We start from the raw sequence: 17877 nt of genomic DNA on the forward strand, positions 1-17877 counted from the left end.
AGCCAGATGAACACACGAGGAGCCCCAAATATGCAGGAAACCAGCGGCCCGTCCCCTGTCTGGAGCAGGGTGCAGGGCCTCGCCTTCGGAGGCGACTACAACCCGGAACAGTGGCCCCGCAGCGTGCGGGCGGAGGATCTGGAACTGATGCAGGAGGCTGGGGTGAATTTCCTCAGCGTGGGCATTTTTTCCTGGGCCCTGCTGGAGCCGGCCGAGGGTCGGTACGATTTCGGCTGGCTGGACGAGGTCATGGACAACCTCGCGGGCATCGGGGTGAAGGTGGCGCTGGCCACCGCCACCGCCGCTCCCCCGGCCTGGCTGGTCCGCAAGCACCCGGAAATCCTGCCGGTCACGGCTGACGGGACCGTGCTGGGGCCGGGCTCGCGGCGGCACTATACGCCGTCGTCGGCCGTGTACCGCCGCTACGCCACCGGCATTACCCGCGTGATCGCCGAACGCTACAAGGACCACCCGGCCCTGGCCCTGTGGCACGTGGACAACGAACTCGGCTGCCACATCTCCGAGTTCTACGGGGATGAGGACGCGGCCGCCTTCCGCGCCTGGCTGGAGCGCCGGTACGGGACCGTCGATGCGCTCAACGCCTCCTGGGGCACGGCGTTCTGGTCCCAGAACTACGGTTCCTTTGACGAAATCCTGCCGCCGTCCGTCGCCCCGTCCACGCTCAACCCGGGCCAGCAGCTGGACTTCCAACGGTTCAACTCCTGGGCCCTGATGGACTACTACCGGGACCTCGTGGCTGTGCTGCGCGAAGTGACCCCGGACATCCCCTGCACCACCAACCTGATGGCCTCCAGCGCCACCAAGTCCATGGACTACTTCGCGTGGGCCAACGATCTGGACGTCATCGCCAACGACCACTACCTCGTGGCCGCCGACCCTGAACGGCAGGTGGAACTCGCGTTCAGCGCGGACCTTACCCGGGGCATTGCGGGCGGTGACCCATGGATCCTGATGGAACATTCGACGTCGGCCGTGAACTGGCAGCCGCGCAACCAGCCCAAGCTGCCCGGCGAGATGCTGCGCAATTCCCTGGCGCACGTGGCGCGCGGGGCGGACGCCGTGATGTTCTTCCAGTGGCGCCAGAGCTTTGCCGGCTCGGAAAAGTTCCATTCCGCGATGGTGCCGCACGGCGGCCGGGACACGCGGGTGTGGCGCGAGGTTGTGGAGCTGGGCGCCGCGCTGAGACGGCTGGAACCCGTCCGCGGTTCGCGGGTTCAATCCCGGGCCGCCATTGTTTTCGACTATGAGGCGTGGTGGGCCAGCGAGATTGATTCGAAGCCCAGTATCGACGTGAAGTATTTGGACCTGCTGCGGGCGTTCCACCGTGCCCTGTTCCTCCGCGGAATTTCCGTGGACCTGGTGCACCCGTCCGCGTCGCTGGAGGGGTATGACCTGGTGCTGGTGTGCACGCTGTACGCCGTGTCCGATGACTCCGCCGCCAACATCGCTGCGGCCGCCGCAGCCGGGGCCACGGTGCTGGTGAGCTATTTCAGCGGGATTGTGGATATGCAGGACCACGTGCGGCTGGGCGGCTATCCGGGTGCGTTCCGCGAGCTGTTGGGCGTGCGTGTGGAAGAGTTCCACCCGTTGCTCGACGGGTCCCAGCTGAAACTCAGCGACGGGACGGTCTCGTCGGTGTGGAGCGAGCATGTGCATCTGGCCGGCGCCGAGGCGGTACAGACCTTTACGGAGTATCCGCTGGACGGCGTACCTTCCCTCACCCGGCGGCCCGTGGGTTCCGGGGCGGCCTGGTACCTTGCCACGTTCCCGGACCCGGACGGGATCGATGCCCTCTTGGACAGGCTGCTCGCCGAATCCGGGGTTGCCGCTGTTGCCGAGGCCGATGCGGGGGTGGAGCTTGTCCGCCGTCTTTCCGAGGACGGGAAGGGCTTCCTGTTCGCGATCAACCACACGCGCTCGGATGCCTCGGTTACTGCCACCGGCACCGACCTGCTTACGGGTGAGCCCTTTGGCGGCGCGGTTCCGGCCGGCGGTGTTGCGGTAGTCGCCGAGGGCTAGGCACACGCGTCCTGGAACACCCGACGGCGGCACTCGGCTTAGGGTGCCGCCGTTGTGGCTGGATCGTTGTTGGCCGGTAGCTGTTTCTGTTTTAGAGGCTGCTGCGCCTCTTTCGGATGATTGGCGGTTTCTAACCGGCGTCGCAGCGGGTCTGTCGTGGAGACCACCAGGCTGGTTTAGGGGTAGGAATTATAGGATCGAGACGTGACTCGCACGGACCGGCTCTATGCACTCGTTGAGGAGCTGCGAGCTGTGGCGCCGCGCCCTAGGAGTGCCCGTTGGCTTGCCGAGAAATTTAGTGTCAGTGCGCGCACCATTGAGCGGGACTTGTCGGCGCTGCAACAGAGTGGCGTCCCTATTTGGGCAGAACCTGGACGTTCCGGTGGCTACTGTCTTGATAGGGCGCACACCCTGGCGCCGCTCGGGTTCACCGTTGACGAAGCTCTCGCCGTGACAATCGCGCTTGGGATGCTGGCGACGTCTCCGTTCGGAGACGCGGCCAGTTCTGCGTTGCGGAAAGTCGCTGCCGTCATGGACGATCGACATCTTAGAGAGACTGCGGAACTTGCTATGCGCATCCATCTCCTTGACGAGGGCCCCACGGCAGTGGTGCCTGACGAATTCGCAAAGGCGCTCCGATCCGGGCAGGTCCTTCGCATCGCCTACGTCGACAGGAACACCATCATGACTTCGCGGGAAGTCGAACCTATGGGCTACATCGGCAAGGGCCGCGACTGGTATCTGGTTGCCTGGTGCCGTCTCCGGGAAGGCGTTCGTGCGTTCCGTGGCGATCGCATCAGCATGGCTGAACCGACCGGCGAAAAGCCGCCGCAGCGCCCACTGCATCCCGAGGACCTCGGCATAGTCCATGGGGTTCTCCGCGAGGTCAACCCAGGCGGAGAAGTCGCTAAACACCGACACTACGGTGTCGGGACATCAATTTAGGCTGGACGGGTCGAGGCAAGACCCCTACAAACTGGAGCACCTATGGACTTCGCATCAATCCGCATCATCACCCACGACGTAGAGCGGCTCACCCGATTCTATGAGACAGTCACGGGTGCGACCGCTCTGCGGCCGGCTCCCGTGTTCGCAGAGATCCGTACGGGCACGTGCGTTATCGCGATCGGGAGCACAGAGACCGTGAGCATGCTTGGTGACCAGGCTCCCAGGTTCGGTAGCAATGACAGTCTCATCATCGAATTCCTCGTGCCGGACGTGGACGCCGATTTTGCTCGACTCCACGCTGCGCTGGAGAATATCGTGCTCGAACCGACCACCATGCCGTGGGGAAACAGGTCGACGCTGTTTCGCGATCCTGATGGAAACCTTGTCAACCTGTTCTCACGCCCCGCCAGCTGAGCTCAATCACCTCTTCGGCCCCGGAAGGTTGAGTCTGCAGCGCAAACACGGCGCGTGCCCGCTCGGGGATCGCTCTGCGATGCAGTCCCTGACAGCCAAGCTGTCCCGGCTGGATACGAATGCAGTCGCCGTTTGGGCTACTCAGATTCGAAAAGACAGTCCCAGTAGTTGGGTAATGGATCCTTCACCGGGACATTGAGGACTAATCTCACTTCATGAGGCGTAGGTGGGCATTCCTCCTGGCAGGCGGCATCATTGCCGCAGTGCTGATGGTCATCACTGTAATCGCCGGCATGTCCCGGGATCCCAGAGTGTGCCCAGCCGTTGGTTATGCCTACACAGGTCCCGTGGAGTTGCTCTTCTCAACTCCACCGGAATCCGTGGCAGCGTGTTTTGGGGAAGGGTGCATGCCTCAAGCGGTTGAACCTGATGACGAGCGGAAGTGGTTGGTACCTCAATCTGCGCCTTACCGAACCCAGCCCGTCAGCGTCAGCTCAGTCCATGTTGAAGCGACTTCTGCGCTCGGCGGCCGAACAGTCCTTAACTTGCCAGTGGAAACGGAATCTACTGGAGAGCATCCCTTCGGTGTCGGATGCGGGGGCCCATTCAGGTTCAAGCCCGTGCCGGTCAGCTTTAACTGAAGACCCGCGGGCAAGTGTCCTGATTCGCAACAGTGTGGCGTCCGGTAGGGGATCCTCTTACGGGGCACTCACCCGGGGGCCAGCGTCCATGCCGAACTCAAAAATCCTGTCCGCCGCCGAGTGGAGTACCCATCAATCAACCACTTTCAGCAGTGACGGGGATGGTTAGAAGCCGCCTTTTCCACATAGGACGCAAAGACCAATGGAATTGTCAGAGGGTGCTGGAAGACTCTGGCTATGGAAGCGGTTGTGGGGGCGGCAACAGTACTGGAGACGAAGCCTCCGGTACCTTCCATCGCGGACGTCCTGGCGCTGCTTGCCCGGGTCCCGGTTCCTGCTGATGCTGCGGGCATGATTGACCAGATTCGCGGCCTCGAAGACCTGAAATCACTCGCCTGTGCCCGGCAAACCGACACAACAGTGGCCTTTGATCTATCGCAGCGGCGGGAACAGGCCGACGCCGGGGTCCCGGCCGTCGAGCAGGGTGCCGGGGTCGCGGCGCAGATCGCGCTCGCGCGGCGGGAGTCCCCGGCGAAAGGTTCCCGGCTGCTGGGCCTGGCCAAAACCCTGATCGGCATGCCGCACACCCTCGCCGCGTTCCGGACCGGGTTGTTGAACGAGTGGCGGGTAACACTGATCGTCAAGGAAACCATCTGCCTGACCCCCGAGGACCGGGCCGGAGTTGATGAGGAACTCGCCCCTGATACCGGCACCCTGAATGGCACGGGAGACAAAGCCATCATCGCCGCCGTCCGGGCCGCGGCGTACCGAAGGGACCCCGCCTCCGTGGCGAAGCGGGCAGCCCGGGCCGTCACGGAACGGGGTGTGAGCCTGCGCCCAGCCCCTGACACTATGACCTTCCTGACCGCGCTGCTCCCCGCCGCCCAGGGCGTCGCCGCCTACGCAGCCCTGGTTCGGGACGCCGACACTACCCGGGCTGCCGGGGACGACCGGTCGCGGGGACAGGTCATGGCCGACACCCTCGTCGAACGCCTCACCGGTACCCCCGGCGGCCTGACCGGGGTGGAGATCCAGCTCGTCATGACCGACCGCACCCTCTTCCAGGCCGATGCAGAACCAGCACGGCTCCCCGGCTACGGGACCATCCCCGCCGTACGGGCACGGACCATCGCCTTCACCGGAGGATCCGAAATGGCCGCGGCGCCGGCGACCGGGCACGCGGGTGCGGACGAACTACAGCTGTGGGTCCGCCGGCTCTACACCGCCCCCGGCAGCGGCGAACTCGTGGCGATGGACTCCAAAGCCCGGCTCTTCCCGGCCGGACTGAAACGGCTCCTCCAGGTCCAGGGATGACACCTGCCGGACCCCGTACTGCGACGCCCCCATCAGGCACCACGACCACATCACCTCCTGGCACAACGGCGGACCCACCACGAGCAGCAACGGCCAAGGCCTCTGCGAAGCCTGCAACCACACCAAAGAAACACCAGGCTGGACCGCCAAGACCATCCCCGGCCCACGCCACACCGTCGCAACCACCACCCCCACCGGCCACACCTACCACTCCACAGCCCCACCGCTCCCCGGCACCGCACTTCCGACCGCCGACGTGCCGTCCGCCAACGTGCCGCAGCGGGGCCTCGAGGAATGCCCGCCGCTTCGGGGCGAGTACGGACTGGAGCCCGGTAAGCGGTTGAAGGGCCCCGCCGTCCACGTACTGGGAAGGGTGGCAGCACCACGGGCCCACGGACCGGGGGATGGTCGGCAGCGGTCTCGGCCCAGGGAGAGCAGCGTCCCATAGGGAACCAGCGCCAGGCAGCTGCGCTTGGCTCGAACTGCTCTGCCCTTAAACAGCTCCGCCCCGGGGGAACCGTTAGTCCCCCGGGGCAGAACCGGGTTGGCATATTTGCCCACTGCCTAACCGCGGATGGCTGTCTTCATTTCGTCTGTTGCCTTCTTGCCGGCCTCATCCGGGGACAAGCGTTCAAAGAGGACCTCTGAGGTGTACCGCTTGATGATCTCCTGGATGGCACCGGCACCCTTCGGCGGCGGGGCCGGAGCCTCGCCCAGTTCATCCTTGATTTGGTCAATGAACTTGACCACTTTGGTATCGGCCGGGGTCAGCTTGGGAGCGATCGCCGCACGGACATCCGAATTGGGATACACGCCGCGGTCCGCCAGGAGTGCCTCGCCGGCTTTCACATTGTTGGTGAGGAAATTGATGAACTTTGCCGCCTCCTGCGGGTGTTTGGTGCGTGAGGAGGCAGACCAGAACTGCGAGGCCTTGTACCAAAGCTGGGCCTCATCGGCGGCACCGGCTTTGGAGGGGAAGCGCAGGATCTTCAGGTCGCCGCCGGATGCCTTCTCCAGCGCGGGCGCTTGGTTGGACCATCAGAAGGCCATCGCGTTCTTTCCGGTTGCCAGGCCGCTCTGGTCCAGCGGCGCAGCATCAGCCTCCACCACTTCGGCAGCAGGGGGCACGGCCTTGTTTTGGCTCAACTGCTTCAGGAAGGCCCACCAGCCGGCGATGTCACCCGGTTCGAAGCCCAGCCTGCCGTCCGAGGTGTACAGGGACTTACCGTTCTGTCGGAGCCACACACCCAGGGATGCCTCGTCAGTTCCGTAGGCGGCCGAACCGTACGTACCCTTCGGGGAGTTGGCAGTAATGTCGGCCGCGATGCGCCCAAAATCCTCCCAGGTCCACGTGGAGTCATCGGGCAGTGGTACGCCGGCTGCCTGGAAGACCGCGGGGTTGGCCAGGATGGTGGCCGCGTTGATACCGGCAGCAATGCCAGTTAATCCTTTGTCGCTCTTGCCGGCATTCAGCGCTGCCTGGTCAAGCTTTGAGGTGTCAACGCCGTATTTGGAGAGGTCGAGGAGCGCGCCGCGGCTTGAGTATTCGGTGATGTACTTTTCGTCCATCTGGATGACGTCGGGAGCATCGTTGGCCGCCGTCTGGGTGGCGAGCTTGTCCCAGTAGCCACTCCAGTCACCGAACTCCGGCTTTACCGTGATATTGGGATTCTCCGCCTCGAAGGCTGCGATGGCCGCCTGGGTCAGCTGCGCGCGTTTATCACCACCCCACCAAGTGAATCGGATTTCCACTTTGCCGTCCGCGCTTTTCGGTGCCGCTCCCCCGCCACAGGCACTGAGGGCCAGGACGGCAGCCGTCGCGGCAGCAACCGCGGCCGCCCATCGGACACGGCCCTTTCTGGAGCGGCGGGGCGCGCCGGGTGCAGATGCTTCTGGGGGCTGATTCGCAGGCGGCGCAGGACGGGGTGAACGTGGCACTGTGTACTCCGATCATCGTTGATCTGTTGGGGATGGGTGCTGAATCTGAGGGAGAGTGTGAAAGCGCTTTCCAGAACTGATGTTATAAGCTTTAAACTTGTAGAACAAGATGCTCCACCGGAAAATTGGAATCGACAGCGTCCCGGCCGCCAAGCTCGTTCGACCCCAGGCCCATGGGGCACCGTCCAACCCGGAACGGCCGCCGGTTGACGCGCCAACAACCCTTTGTTAAGTTGGCAGAAACCGTTTTCTTGGAATCTACGCCCGCCGTGGAAACGGCCAGGGCCATAGGTCCACCCAATACGCGATCCGAGGAAGGAGCCGGCCACAATGAGCCCAGCACCACGGCCCAGTGCCATCGCCGGCTACGAGGACTGGCCTGCCTACGTGCGCAGCAACCCTCGGCACCGGACGTCGCCGGCGGCGGCGCAGGAACTATCGGACGCCCTGGGTGTACCGGGTTCGGTGGCACCGCCGGAAGTGACGGTGCAGTGGGAAAAAACGGACGCCGGCGCCACCACCTCCCAGCTCAGCTGGCAGTTGGGCTTTGGGCCGCGCACCACGGGTTGGCTGGTGCGGCCTGCCGGGAGCCAGGATCCCCTGCCGGGCGTCCTGGCACTGCACTGCCACGGCGGCAACAAGTTCGGCGGCGCGGACCGGCTGGTGGAGCTCCCCAATAACCACCCGTCAGCCGCATCCGCCCGTGCCGGGCACTACGATGGCCGCGCCCTGGCTACTGACATCGCCCGACAAGGCTTTGTTGTCCTGGCCCACGACACCTTCGCCTGGGGCAGCCGCCGCTTCGACCTCTCCGCAGCTCCGTGGCGTACTGCAGCGGCAGTCGGGGCGCAGCACGCGCAATGGCGGGAGGACGGCGTCGTTCCTTCCGCTGCGGACGAATACAACGCGGCCGCGGGCTTCCACGAGAACACGGTTGCCAAAACTGCAGGACTGCTGGGCACCAGCCTGGCAGGCATGGTGGCCCACGACGACCTCGCCGCCCTGGAAGTCCTGGCCACCCAGCCAGGCGTGGTCCAGGACCGGCTGGGCTGCATCGGATTCTCCGGCGGAGGGGGCCGCTCGCTCACCCTGGCTGCCCTGAGCCCCCGGATCAAGGCGTCCGTGGTGGCATGCATGATGACCACCTTCGAATCCCTCCTCCCCGCCTACCTGGACGCACACTCGTGGCTGCTTCAGACTCCCGGCCTCTGGAAGCTGGGCGACTGGCCGGAGCTTACCGGCAGGTCGGCGGCCGCCCGGTTCCTGGTGCAATACGCCCTGGCCGATCAACTCTTTCCAGAGGACGGTATGCGCCAGGCGCACCAACTGCTGGAATCAATGCATGCCGGCACCGACAGGTACACGGGCAGCTTGTGGGCCGGGGGCCACGTCTTCACTGCTGCCATGCAGGACGAAGCCCTCGCTTTCCTGGCGCAGGCCTTGGCCCGCCGGCCCATTCACAACACTCCCCAAGGACCCCGATGACCACACAGCATTCCGCCGCCATCCCGCGGGTGGCCCTGGTAGGCGTACACGGCTTCGGCGAGCGCCATCTCGCCAACCTTGCGCGGCTTGAAAAAGTCGGCGCCCTTGAACTGGTAGCTGTGGCCGATCCAAACCCGCCGCACCCCGGCACCCTCGGCGGGTCGGTCGCCGTGTTCCCCGATCTTGCCGCGCTGCTGGCCGCCCAGCCGGGGGCCGACGTCGTCATTATTGCCACCCCCATCCAGACGCATGCCCCGCTGGCGGCCGCAGCACTGGAAGCCGGAATGGACGTCTACGTCGAAAAGCCGCCGGTAGCGTCGCTGGCCCAGTTCGAGCAGGTTGTTGCTGCCGCGAAAGGCAGCGGCCGCCTGGTCCAGGTGGGCTTCCAGAGCCTGGGCTCCCACGCCTTGCCGGCCATCAGGGAGATGGTGGACGCAGGGAACATCGGTACCGTCCTGGGCATCAGTGCCAGCGGACAGTGGCTGCGGACCAAGGCCTATTTCAAGCGGTCGCGCTGGGCCGGGAAACGCAGCCTGGACGGCACCGACGTGGTGGATGGCGTGGCAACCAATGCGCTGGCCCACGCCGTTGCCACCGGGCTGCATCTGGCCGGCGCGCACTCTGCTGCCGACGTCGCTTCCGTGGAAACTGACCTGTACCGGGCCAACAGCACCGAAAGCGATGACACCTCCATCATCCGGGTCCGCACCGCGCAGGGAACCACGCTGCTGTGTGCCCTGACGCTCTGCGCGCCTGAACAGCTCGACCCCACCGTGACCGTGCACGGGACGCTGGGCGACATCACCCTCTCCTACACAAAAGACGAGGTGGTCATCACCTCCCCGGACGGCGAGCGCCGCGAGTCGTACGGGCGCACCGACCTGCTGGAGAACCTGCTCGCCGCCCGCGCCACCGGTGAGCCGCTGTTGTGCGGGTTGGAGGACACCGGTGCGTTCACCACCGTGCTGGAGGCCATCCGCACCTCCCCCGCACCGGCCCCGATAGGCGCGGAACACCTGTCCTGGGAAGGCGAGGGCGACGACGCCCACCCCGTGGTTCGCGGCATCCCAGACCTGATCCAGCGGGCTGTCAAGGCACAATCCACCTTCGCCGAACTCGGCGTCCCCTGGGCCCGGCACCTTCCGCCCGTCCATACGCTGAGCGTGGACGGCAGCCCCGTAGCCGAGTACCAGGACGGCAGCCACATCCGGGCAGTCTCCTCCCCGCGTCCCTACCTGCACCCGGTCCGCACCCTGGGCGGCACGGTGGTCACGGACCACCAGCCACTGGACCATGTGTGGCACCTGGGCGCCGGAGTGGCCCTGCAGGATGTGGACGGCGTGAACTTCTGGGGCGGACGCACCTACACCCGTGAAGCCGGGCAATACGTCTGGCGCCCGGACCACGGCAGCATCAGCGCCACGGCCGTACAGCAGACCGATGCCGCCGGCGGGCACGGGGGAACCCTGCAGGAGACCTTGAGCTGGAAGGGCCCGGACGGCGCCCCCATCCTCGTGGAGGAACGCACCTGGGCGTGGTCCGGCGTCGCGCCCGCCATCTGGCGCCTGTCCCTGGACTTCGCTCTCTCCCCCGCCGGAAACAAGCCGGTCAGCCTTGGCAGCCCCGGCTCCAACGGCCGGTTCGAAGGCGGATATGGCGGATTCTTCTGGCGCCTGCCCGCCTGCGAAGGGGCCACGGTCTGGACGCCGGCGGGAAGCGGCGAGTCGGCAACGCATGGCAGCGTCACGCGTTGGCTCGCCTGGGCGGGAACATTCGACGGCGGCCCGGCCACCTTGGTGTTCGTCGCCCCCGACCATGCTGCGGACCCGTGGTTCGTGCGGGTAGAGGGCTACCCGGGCGTCGGGCAGTCCCTGGCGTGGGACAGCCCCGTTATCGCCCGGCCGGGCAGCCCGGTGCGGCGCAGCATCACCGTTTTCCTGGCCGACGGCTTCCTGGCCACGCCCGACATTGAAACATTGATCCACCAGCAGGGGGACCCCTCATGACCGAGACAACAACCACGGCTGCTCCCCGGCAGGAGCACCGCATGGCTCCCGGAGCGCCGGCAGACCGCGCCATCAAGCGCCGGCGCGTCCTGGACATCCTGGATTCCGCGGGCCGCGACTCCCTGCTCCTGACCACGAACACGGCCCTCACCTGGTACCTGGACGGCAGCCGGGTGCACATCAGCCTGGCCGGAGATCCCATCGCCGCCCTCCTGGTGGACCGCGATGGCGACCACCTGGTGACTTTCAACAATGAAGCTGCCCGGATTGCAGCCGAAGAGCTGCCGGCCGGCGTTACCCTGCACACCGCCCCCTGGTACGGGGACCTGCACCAGACTGCGGCCGCCGTCGGCAGTTCCTCCGCTCCACCGCTGGCGGAAGAGGACGCTGCCCTCCAACTGCGGGCCGCCCGCCAACGGCTCCTTCCCGCGGAGAGCGGCCGCTACTCCCGCCTGGGCGCGGAGATGGCAGGCATCATGACGGACGTCCTGTCCGCTGCCCGGCCGGACACCACGGAATTTGAACTCGCTGCAGCTCTTGCCGGGCGCGTGGTGGCGGCCGGCGCGGAGCCGCTGGTGCTCCTGTGCAACGGCAGCTCCCGCAGCACCTTCCGCCACCCGCTGGCAACGCATTCCCCCCTTGGCAGGCGTGCAATGGCGGTGGTCTGCGCCCGCCGCGACGGCCTCATTGCCAACATCACCCGCTGGATAAGGTTCGACGACGGCACCCCCGAAGAGCGCGACGCCGAGGCCCGCATCGCGGCAGTTGAGGCGGACATCTTCGACGCCACGGTCCCCGGCGCACGGCTGGACAGGATCTTCGCCGAGATCCAGGCCGCCTATGTCCGCCATGGTTTCGGGGCGGACCAGTGGGAGCAGCACCATCAGGGCGGCCCGGCCGGCTACGCGGGCCGGGACCCGAGGGTGACCTCCGCCGCTACGGACACGGTGGTCCCGGACCAGGCCTTCACCTGGAACCCGTCCGGTCCGGGCGTCAAGATCGAGGACACGGTGCAGCTCACGGAGAACGGGCTGCAGGTCCTCACCGTGGACCCGCGCTGGCCGGTGGCCACCGTAAACGGGCTGGACCGGCCAGTGACGCTGCAACTGTAGGAAACACAAAGAAATCCCCCGGAGCCGAATGGCTGCGGGGGATTTCTTCTTGGCCGGTTACGGCAGCTGCAGTTCACCGTCCACGCGGCGGGGAATGCGCAGCGGGTTGCCGTCATGCAGTGCCGGGTGCAGGACGGATTCGGGGGCGTCCTGGTAGGCCACGGGGCGCTGGAACCTGCGGACCGCCGTCGCGCCCACCGAGGTGAACAGCGACGTGGTGGCCGGGTAGGGACCGCCGTGCTGCTGGGCCCAGTTCACGGCGACACCCGTGGGCCAGCCTTCGAACAGGACCCGTCCGGCGAGCCCGGACAGCTGCTCCACCAGGCCGGCAATGTCCTCGCCGGGCTGGGCATGGAGGGTGGCCGTCAGGCTCCCCGGAACCGTGGCCAGCACTGCGGACAGCTCGTCCTGGTCCGCGTACTCGATGAGGATGGTGGTGGGGCCGAAGCACTCTTCGAGCAACTGTTCCGGATCGTCCAGCACCTTGGCCGCGGTGGTGGCGAAAACCACCGGGGCCGCACCGTTGGCGGTTGCGTCCTGGTCCACGGTGCCGCCCACCACGTCCACCCCGTCCACGGAAGCAAAGCTCCGCAGCCCGTCCGGGTACGCCTCCGCGATCCTCCCGGTCAGCATGGCATGGGCGGGCTTGTCCTTGCTGGCCTCGGCCACGTCGGCCGCGAAGGATGTTCCGGCGGGGATGAACACCAGGCCAGGCTTGGTGCAGAACTGGCCGGCACCAAGGGTGAAGGACCCGGCCAGCCCCGTGGCGAGTTCCGCGGAGCGCTCACGCAGCGCGGCCGCCGTGATGACCACGGGGTTCAGGCTGCCCAGCTCGCCGTAGAACGGGATGGGGTCCGGACGGGACGTGGCGAGGTCGAACAGGGCACGGCCGCCGGGAATGGACCCGGTGAAGCCCACGGCTTTGATGGCGGGATCCTGCACCAGTGCCGTGCCCACGTCGCGGCCGCTGACCAGTGCGAACAGGCCTTCCGGTGCGCCCGCCCCGTGGAGTGCCTCCGCGACGATGGCGGCGGTCCGTTCCGAAAGGCGGAGGTGGCCCGAGTGCGCCTTGACGATCACGGAACAGCCGACGGCGAGCGCCGAGGCGGTGTCGCCCCCGGCCACGGAGAAGGCAAAGGGGAAGTTCGAGGCTGAGAACACCGCGACGGGGCCGATGGGCCGCAGGATGCGGCGCAGGTCCGGCTTGGGCGGGGTGGCAGAGGGGTCCGCGTGGTCGATGATCGCTTCGAGGTAGGAGCCCTCGGTGATGACGCCCGCAAACAGCCGAAGCTGGCCGGTGGTGCGTGCCACTTCCCCCGTCAGGCGGGGAACGCCCAGGCTGGTTTCGGCGTCGGCGATCTCCACCAGTTCGGCGGCGTTGGCGTCCAGCGCGTCGGCCACCGCGTGAAGCCATCCCGCACGCTCAACATCAGAAGCGGCGGCGGAGAGCCGGGCTGCCGCCGTGGCGGCGGTGGTGAGTCCGGGCAGGGAAAGCGTTGCTGTTGTCACGTCAGGTACCTGTTCTTTTGGAATTCTTGGCTACAAAGCGTCCCGGAAGCGGAACCCCAGTCCGGGCTGGTCCGTGAGGGTCACGCGGCTGTTGCTGAACCGCACGGGCGCGGGTCCGTCCAGGATCCCCAGCTGCCCGAACGACGCCTCCTCGACGTCCTCCACCAGGGTGGCCTCCGCCAGGGTCAGTGCCAGTTGGCCGGAGAGTTCCGGCAGCAGGTGCGGCATGACCTTGATGCTGTGGGTACGGGCGAACTCCACGATCCGCCGGAACGGGGTGATCCCACCCACCCGGATAATGTTCGGCTGAATAATGTCCACCGCCTCTGCCTCGATGAAATCGCGGAACCTGTAGATGGTGTGCAGGTTTTCGCCGAGGGCGATGGGGACCGGGGAATGCTTGCGCAGCCTGCGGTAGGCCCACAGATCGTCCGCGCGGAGGGGTTCCTCCAGCCAGTCCAGCCCGAATTCACCCAGGACTTCCAGCGCGCGCAGGGTGGTGGGCAGGTCCCAGCGCTGGTTGGAGTCGATCATGAGCCTGCGGTCCGGTCCCAGGACTGACCGTACTGCTGCCACGCGTTCGGCGTCCTCGCGCAGGTCCGGCTTGCCCACCTTGATTTTGACCGCGCGGTGCCCGGCAGCGACCCAGCGTTCGGTCTGTGCGACGAGCTCGTCCAGGGTGTAGTGCAGGTTCACCCCGGAGCCGTAGACCTCAGCCGAATCCTGCCGCTGGCCCAGGAGGCCGGTGACGGACGTCCCAGCGCCGCGCGCCTGCAGGTCCCACAGCGCAAGGTCCACGCCGGCCATCGCAATGGTGGTGAGGCCGCCCCCGCCCGCTTCATGCAGCCGTTTCCACAGGGCGTCCCAGACAGTCTCGGGGTTCGACGGCAGGCCGCTGACAAACGGAGCGATGTCGTAGTCCAGCAGCGCCTTGACCGCCTGCGGGCCGATGGTGGGCGTCCAGGAGAAACCGTGCCCCGCACCGCCGTCGTCCGTGTGAAGCTCAGTGACGATCACGTGGTTCTCCGGCGCCTCCGCGCCCCAGTGCCGGCGCAGCGGCACGGTAAGGAGCCGGGTGGACAGGCCGGTGATGCGAGGGGTGCTTCGTGTGGCCGCGGCCGCCGGGGCGCTCATCAGTGCCCGGCCAGCTCGTAGCCCCTGGCGAGGATGGCCTTGAGCTCCACCAGCTGGTCCTCCGTGGGATCCACCAGCGGCGGCCGTACCGAACCGACCGGCAGTCCACCCAGCCGCAGGCCGGCCTTGATCAGGGACACCCCGAACCCCGGAGTCTGGTCGCGCAGGCGGACCAGGGGCGCGTAGAACCCTTCGAGCAGGGCGTTGCGGCGGTCCTCGTCCCCCGATGCGTAGGCGTCGTAGTAGGCCTTTGCGATTTCCGGTGCCATGGCGAACGCCGCGGAGGAGTACAGCGGGATGCCCAGGCCGCGGTAGGCGCCCTGCGTCAGTTCAGCCGTGAGGAGCCCGTTGAAGAAGGCGAAGTCGGTCCGGCCCGTTGCCTTGACGGCAGTGACGATTTCCTGGGCCAGGCCAACGTCGCCCAGGCCGTCCTTGAAGCCTATGACCTTGGGGTTCGCGGCCAGCTTGGCCATGGCAGCGGCGGTGAACTTTGCGTTGCCGCGGTGGTACACAATGACGGGCAGGCTGCTGGCGTTGGCGACCGCCTCGATGTAGGCCACCAGGCCGTCGGTGGGGCCGGTGACCAGGTAGGGCGGGAGCACCAGGAGGGCGTCGGCGCCGGCCTCTTCAGCTGCACGGGCGGCCGCAAGGGCGTGTCCCAAAGGTCCGCCGGCACCCGCCACGACGGGAACCTTCCCGGCCACAACCTCGACGGCGGCCGCTACCACGGTGCGGACCTCGTCGATGCTGAGGGCGTGGAATTCGCCGGTGCCGCAGGCAGGAAAGACGCCGCCGGGACCAAAGGGCAGCCGGGAGCTGATGTGCTCCTTGAGCAGTTCCACGTCAACGGCGCCTTCGGCCGTGAACGGGGTGACGGGAAAGAACAGTACGCCGTCGAATTTCATGGTGTCTCCTTGCCGCCGCTGCTGGCCTCAACCAGCGCGGAAGCCTCGTCGTTGAGGGGATGGTGGGACGTGAGTTCAGTGCGCCAGCTGCGCCTGGGTTGCCAGCCCAGGAGTTCCTGGGCTTTCGCGATGGAAAAGGCGGGGCTGGTGCCGGTGAGGCCCGCGCTGAGCGCTTCGCTGCCTGGCAGGTACCTTGGCATCAGCTCCGCGAGCGGGGCCGTTGCGAGGGCGTCGGCGGCGCCAACGAAGAAGGTTTCCCCGTTGGGAATGGCGTCCATCTTTTGGAGCAGCAGGTCCAGGAAGTCCGCGACGTCCCGCGCATCAACGTAGTTGAACAGCGCGGGTGCGGAGAGGGCGGGGTCGGCGAGGCGTTCGGCGAGGGTGTGGCCCTGCTGCGTGGGGGCGCCTTTCCATTCTTCCGGGGAGATGACGAAGCAGGGACGGAACGCGGCGTACCGGATCTTCTCCCCCTGCGCGGCGGCGAACATCTGCATGGTCTGCTCCGCGATGAGCTTGGACAGCGCGTAGGCGTTCCAGGGCTTCGGCGGGGTCCGTTCATCAAGCGGGAACGACGGCGGCAGCCAGCCCGCCGGGCAGCCGTAGCCGAGGACCGTGGGGCTGCTGGCCGTGACAATCTTCGGCACCCCCACCTCCGTCGCCGCGCTGATCACGGCGAAGGCGAGCCGGGTATTCGTGGCGAAAATCACGTCTTCGGGCGCACTGAACGGCACCGCGATCGCCGCAAGGTGGATGACGGCGTCGGGCTTGGCGTCCCGGAAGAGACGCAGTGCCTCGCCCGGGGCCAGGAGGTCGGCGGTTTCCTGGACGACGCCGGGCGGCAGCAGTCCTGCGGGCACGGCTTCGCGGTCCACGGAGGTGACGTGGTGGCCCGCTTCGGCTAGGCCCGCCACCACGCTCCGGCCCAGGCGGCCGGAGCCGCCGGTGACAAGGATCCTGCTCATGGTGCTCCCCTACTTGCCGCGGCGAAGGTCGGCGCCGAGGTCCAGGTCCTCGACGCGCACGGGCACGGACGTTTCCAGGGACCGGTTGCCGGCAATGCCCACGGACACCGAGCGCAGCCCGTCCAGGTAGCCGGAGGGACGGCCCAGCGGGTCCTCGCCGGGCCCGTTGAAGAGGTCCGAGAGCAGGAGTTCGTCACCGCCGCCGTGGCCGCCTTCACCGTTGACGATCGGCACCTCGTAGGCAGCCTCCCAGTGGCGCTGGACCACCAGCCGCTCGCCGTTGCGGCGCACCGCGTCTTCCTCCTCCACCGGGGTGGCACTCGGGTCCACCACGGTCTTCTGGTCGGTGCTGTGCAGGACGGCGGCGCGTTCCACCACCTCCAGCTCCGCCCGGCCCTCGGTGCCGTTGACCGCCACCCGGTAACCCTCCCAGGGGCTGTGGGCGTTCAGCGAATAGCTCAGGCGCGGGCCGCCCTGGTACTCCACCACCAGCGCCAGGTTGTCCTCGATGGTGATTCCTGCGGTGAAGACGTCCTGGTCGCGGCGGTAGCCGTCGTAGTGTTCGTTATCGAGGAAGAGGGCCTTGAGCCGTTCGTCCTCCCTCAGGTCCAGGGCGAAGGGATCCCTGCCGCCCACGGGGGCGCCGGCGTCGGGCGTTCCGCGTTCGGGGCGGGGTCCAAGGCCGCGCTCTGCGGCGTTCCTGTCGCCATAGAACTTCAGGCCGCCGGAGGCAAAGACCCGCTCAGGGACGTCGTCGATCCACCAGTTGACCAGGTCGAAGTGGTGGGAGGCCTTGTGGATGAGCAGCCCACCGGAGTTTTTCTTCTCCCGGTGCCACCGGCGGAAGTAGTCGGCGCCGTGCACGGTGTCCAGGACCCAGCTGAAGTCGACGGAGGTGACCTTGCCGATCACGCCGCTCTGGATGATCTCCTTGAGGGCGCTGTTGCGCGGCGAGTAGCGGTAATTGAAGGTGACCACCACGTTCCGTCCGGTCTCGTGGACGGCCTGGACAATGCGGCGGCAGCTTTCGGCGTCAATGGTCAGGGGCTTTTCGACGACGACGTCCGCACCGGCCCGGAGCCCCTCCACAATGTAGTCGGCATGGGTGTAATCGGGCGTGGTGACGATGACCCGGTCGATGGCGTTGGCCTCGATATAGGCGGTGAGCTCGGCTGGATCGAACGAAGCCACGGGGCCCGGCGCGCCCAGTTCCTGGATGAGCTTCTGGTAGAACTCCACGCGCCCCGGGTTCACGTCCGAAAAAGCCACCAGTTCGGCGGTGTCCGCGTGCTTGCCATAGATGGCGCGGATGTACATCTCGGAGCGTCCGCCGGTGCCGATCAGGGCGATCCGGGCTTTTTGCCCATCGCGCCGACGCGCGGATGGGGCGGCGGCCGGAGTGGTCTCGGCTGTATTGGCCATGGGGGGTCCTTTCGAAAGCTCATGCGCGGGCCTTTGAACGCTCCCCG

Annotated in this window: 11 protein-coding genes and 3 pseudogenes; 8 read left to right on the forward strand and 6 right to left on the reverse strand. The window is 67.0% G+C overall.

What is annotated here, in order from left to right:
• The first annotated feature begins 30 nt into the window (after positions 1 to 30).
• From ACZ9J7_RS03705 to ACZ9J7_RS03725, 5 genes and pseudogenes are all read left to right on the forward strand, one after another.
• Positions 31 to 2040, forward strand: a complete 2010-nt coding sequence (locus tag ACZ9J7_RS03705) for a beta-galactosidase (protein WP_476207126.1) — start codon at positions 31 to 33, stop codon at positions 2038 to 2040.
• 204 nt (positions 2041 to 2244) lie between these two features.
• A pseudogene (locus ACZ9J7_RS03710) lies at positions 2245 to 2418 on the forward strand (helix-turn-helix transcriptional regulator); the annotation flags it as partial.
• A 72-nt stretch (positions 2419 to 2490) separates the two neighbouring features.
• Positions 2491 to 2985, forward strand: coding sequence for a helix-turn-helix transcriptional regulator (locus ACZ9J7_RS03715; RefSeq protein WP_476211797.1), 495 nt, complete (start codon positions 2491 to 2493; stop codon positions 2983 to 2985).
• Between the two features lie 42 nt (positions 2986 to 3027).
• Complete coding sequence (locus ACZ9J7_RS03720; RefSeq protein ID WP_476207127.1) at positions 3028 to 3402, forward strand: VOC family protein; 375 nt, start codon at positions 3028 to 3030, stop codon at positions 3400 to 3402.
• Between the two features lie 878 nt (positions 3403 to 4280).
• Positions 4281 to 5805, forward strand: a pseudogene (locus ACZ9J7_RS03725) (HNH endonuclease).
• Positions 5806 to 5921: 116 nt separating this feature from the next.
• On the opposite strand, the pseudogene ACZ9J7_RS03730 reads toward ACZ9J7_RS03725, so the two are convergent.
• Positions 5922 to 7295: pseudogene (locus tag ACZ9J7_RS03730) on the reverse strand (ABC transporter substrate-binding protein).
• Positions 7296 to 7625: 330 nt separating this feature from the next.
• On the opposite strand from ACZ9J7_RS03730, the gene ACZ9J7_RS03735 reads away from it, so the two are divergent.
• From ACZ9J7_RS03735 to ACZ9J7_RS03745, 3 genes are read left to right on the forward strand one after another with little or no spacing between them, the layout of a single operon-like run.
• On the forward strand, positions 7626 to 8780 hold the full coding sequence (locus ACZ9J7_RS03735) for a dienelactone hydrolase family protein (protein WP_476207128.1): 1155 nt from the start codon (positions 7626 to 7628) through the stop codon (positions 8778 to 8780).
• Positions 8777 to 10786: a DUF6807 family protein gene (locus ACZ9J7_RS03740; protein ID WP_476207129.1), complete on the forward strand. Its 2010-nt coding sequence runs from the start codon at positions 8777 to 8779 to the stop codon at positions 10784 to 10786. Before ACZ9J7_RS03735 ends, ACZ9J7_RS03740 begins: the two co-directional genes overlap by 4 nt.
• A complete protein-coding gene (locus tag ACZ9J7_RS03745; protein ID WP_476207130.1) occupies positions 10783 to 11898 on the forward strand; it encodes a M24 family metallopeptidase in 1116 nt (371 codons plus the stop codon). The genes ACZ9J7_RS03740 and ACZ9J7_RS03745 overlap by 4 nt, the downstream gene beginning before the upstream one ends.
• 57 nt (positions 11899 to 11955) lie before the next feature.
• Here ACZ9J7_RS03745 and ACZ9J7_RS03750 read toward each other — a convergent pair whose 3' ends face one another.
• Genes ACZ9J7_RS03750 through ACZ9J7_RS03770 form a run of 5 tightly spaced genes read right to left on the reverse strand, consistent with a single transcriptional unit; the run spans position 11956 to position 17830 of the window.
• Positions 11956 to 13407, reverse strand: a complete 1452-nt coding sequence (locus ACZ9J7_RS03750) for an aldehyde dehydrogenase (NADP(+)) (protein ID WP_476207131.1) — start codon at positions 13405 to 13407, stop codon at positions 11956 to 11958.
• A 30-nt stretch (positions 13408 to 13437) separates the two neighbouring features.
• A complete protein-coding gene (locus ACZ9J7_RS03755) occupies positions 13438 to 14541 on the reverse strand; it encodes a mandelate racemase/muconate lactonizing enzyme family protein (protein ID WP_476207132.1) in 1104 nt (367 codons plus the stop codon).
• Positions 14541 to 15446 carry a 5-dehydro-4-deoxyglucarate dehydratase gene (locus ACZ9J7_RS03760; RefSeq protein WP_476207133.1) on the reverse strand — a complete coding sequence of 302 codons (906 nt, stop codon included), beginning with the start codon at positions 15444 to 15446 and terminating at the stop codon, positions 14541 to 14543. Before ACZ9J7_RS03760 ends, ACZ9J7_RS03755 begins: the two co-directional genes overlap by 1 nt.
• Complete coding sequence (locus ACZ9J7_RS03765) at positions 15443 to 16408, reverse strand: NAD-dependent epimerase/dehydratase family protein (RefSeq protein ID WP_476207134.1); 966 nt, start codon at positions 16406 to 16408, stop codon at positions 15443 to 15445. Before ACZ9J7_RS03765 ends, ACZ9J7_RS03760 begins: the two co-directional genes overlap by 4 nt.
• Positions 16409 to 16417: 9 nt before the next feature.
• Positions 16418 to 17830: a Gfo/Idh/MocA family protein gene (locus ACZ9J7_RS03770; RefSeq protein ID WP_476207135.1), complete on the reverse strand. Its 1413-nt coding sequence runs from the start codon at positions 17828 to 17830 to the stop codon at positions 16418 to 16420.
• Positions 17831 to 17877: the final 47 nt, after the last annotated feature.

Source organism: Pseudarthrobacter sp. TE9888 (assembly GCF_056279345.1).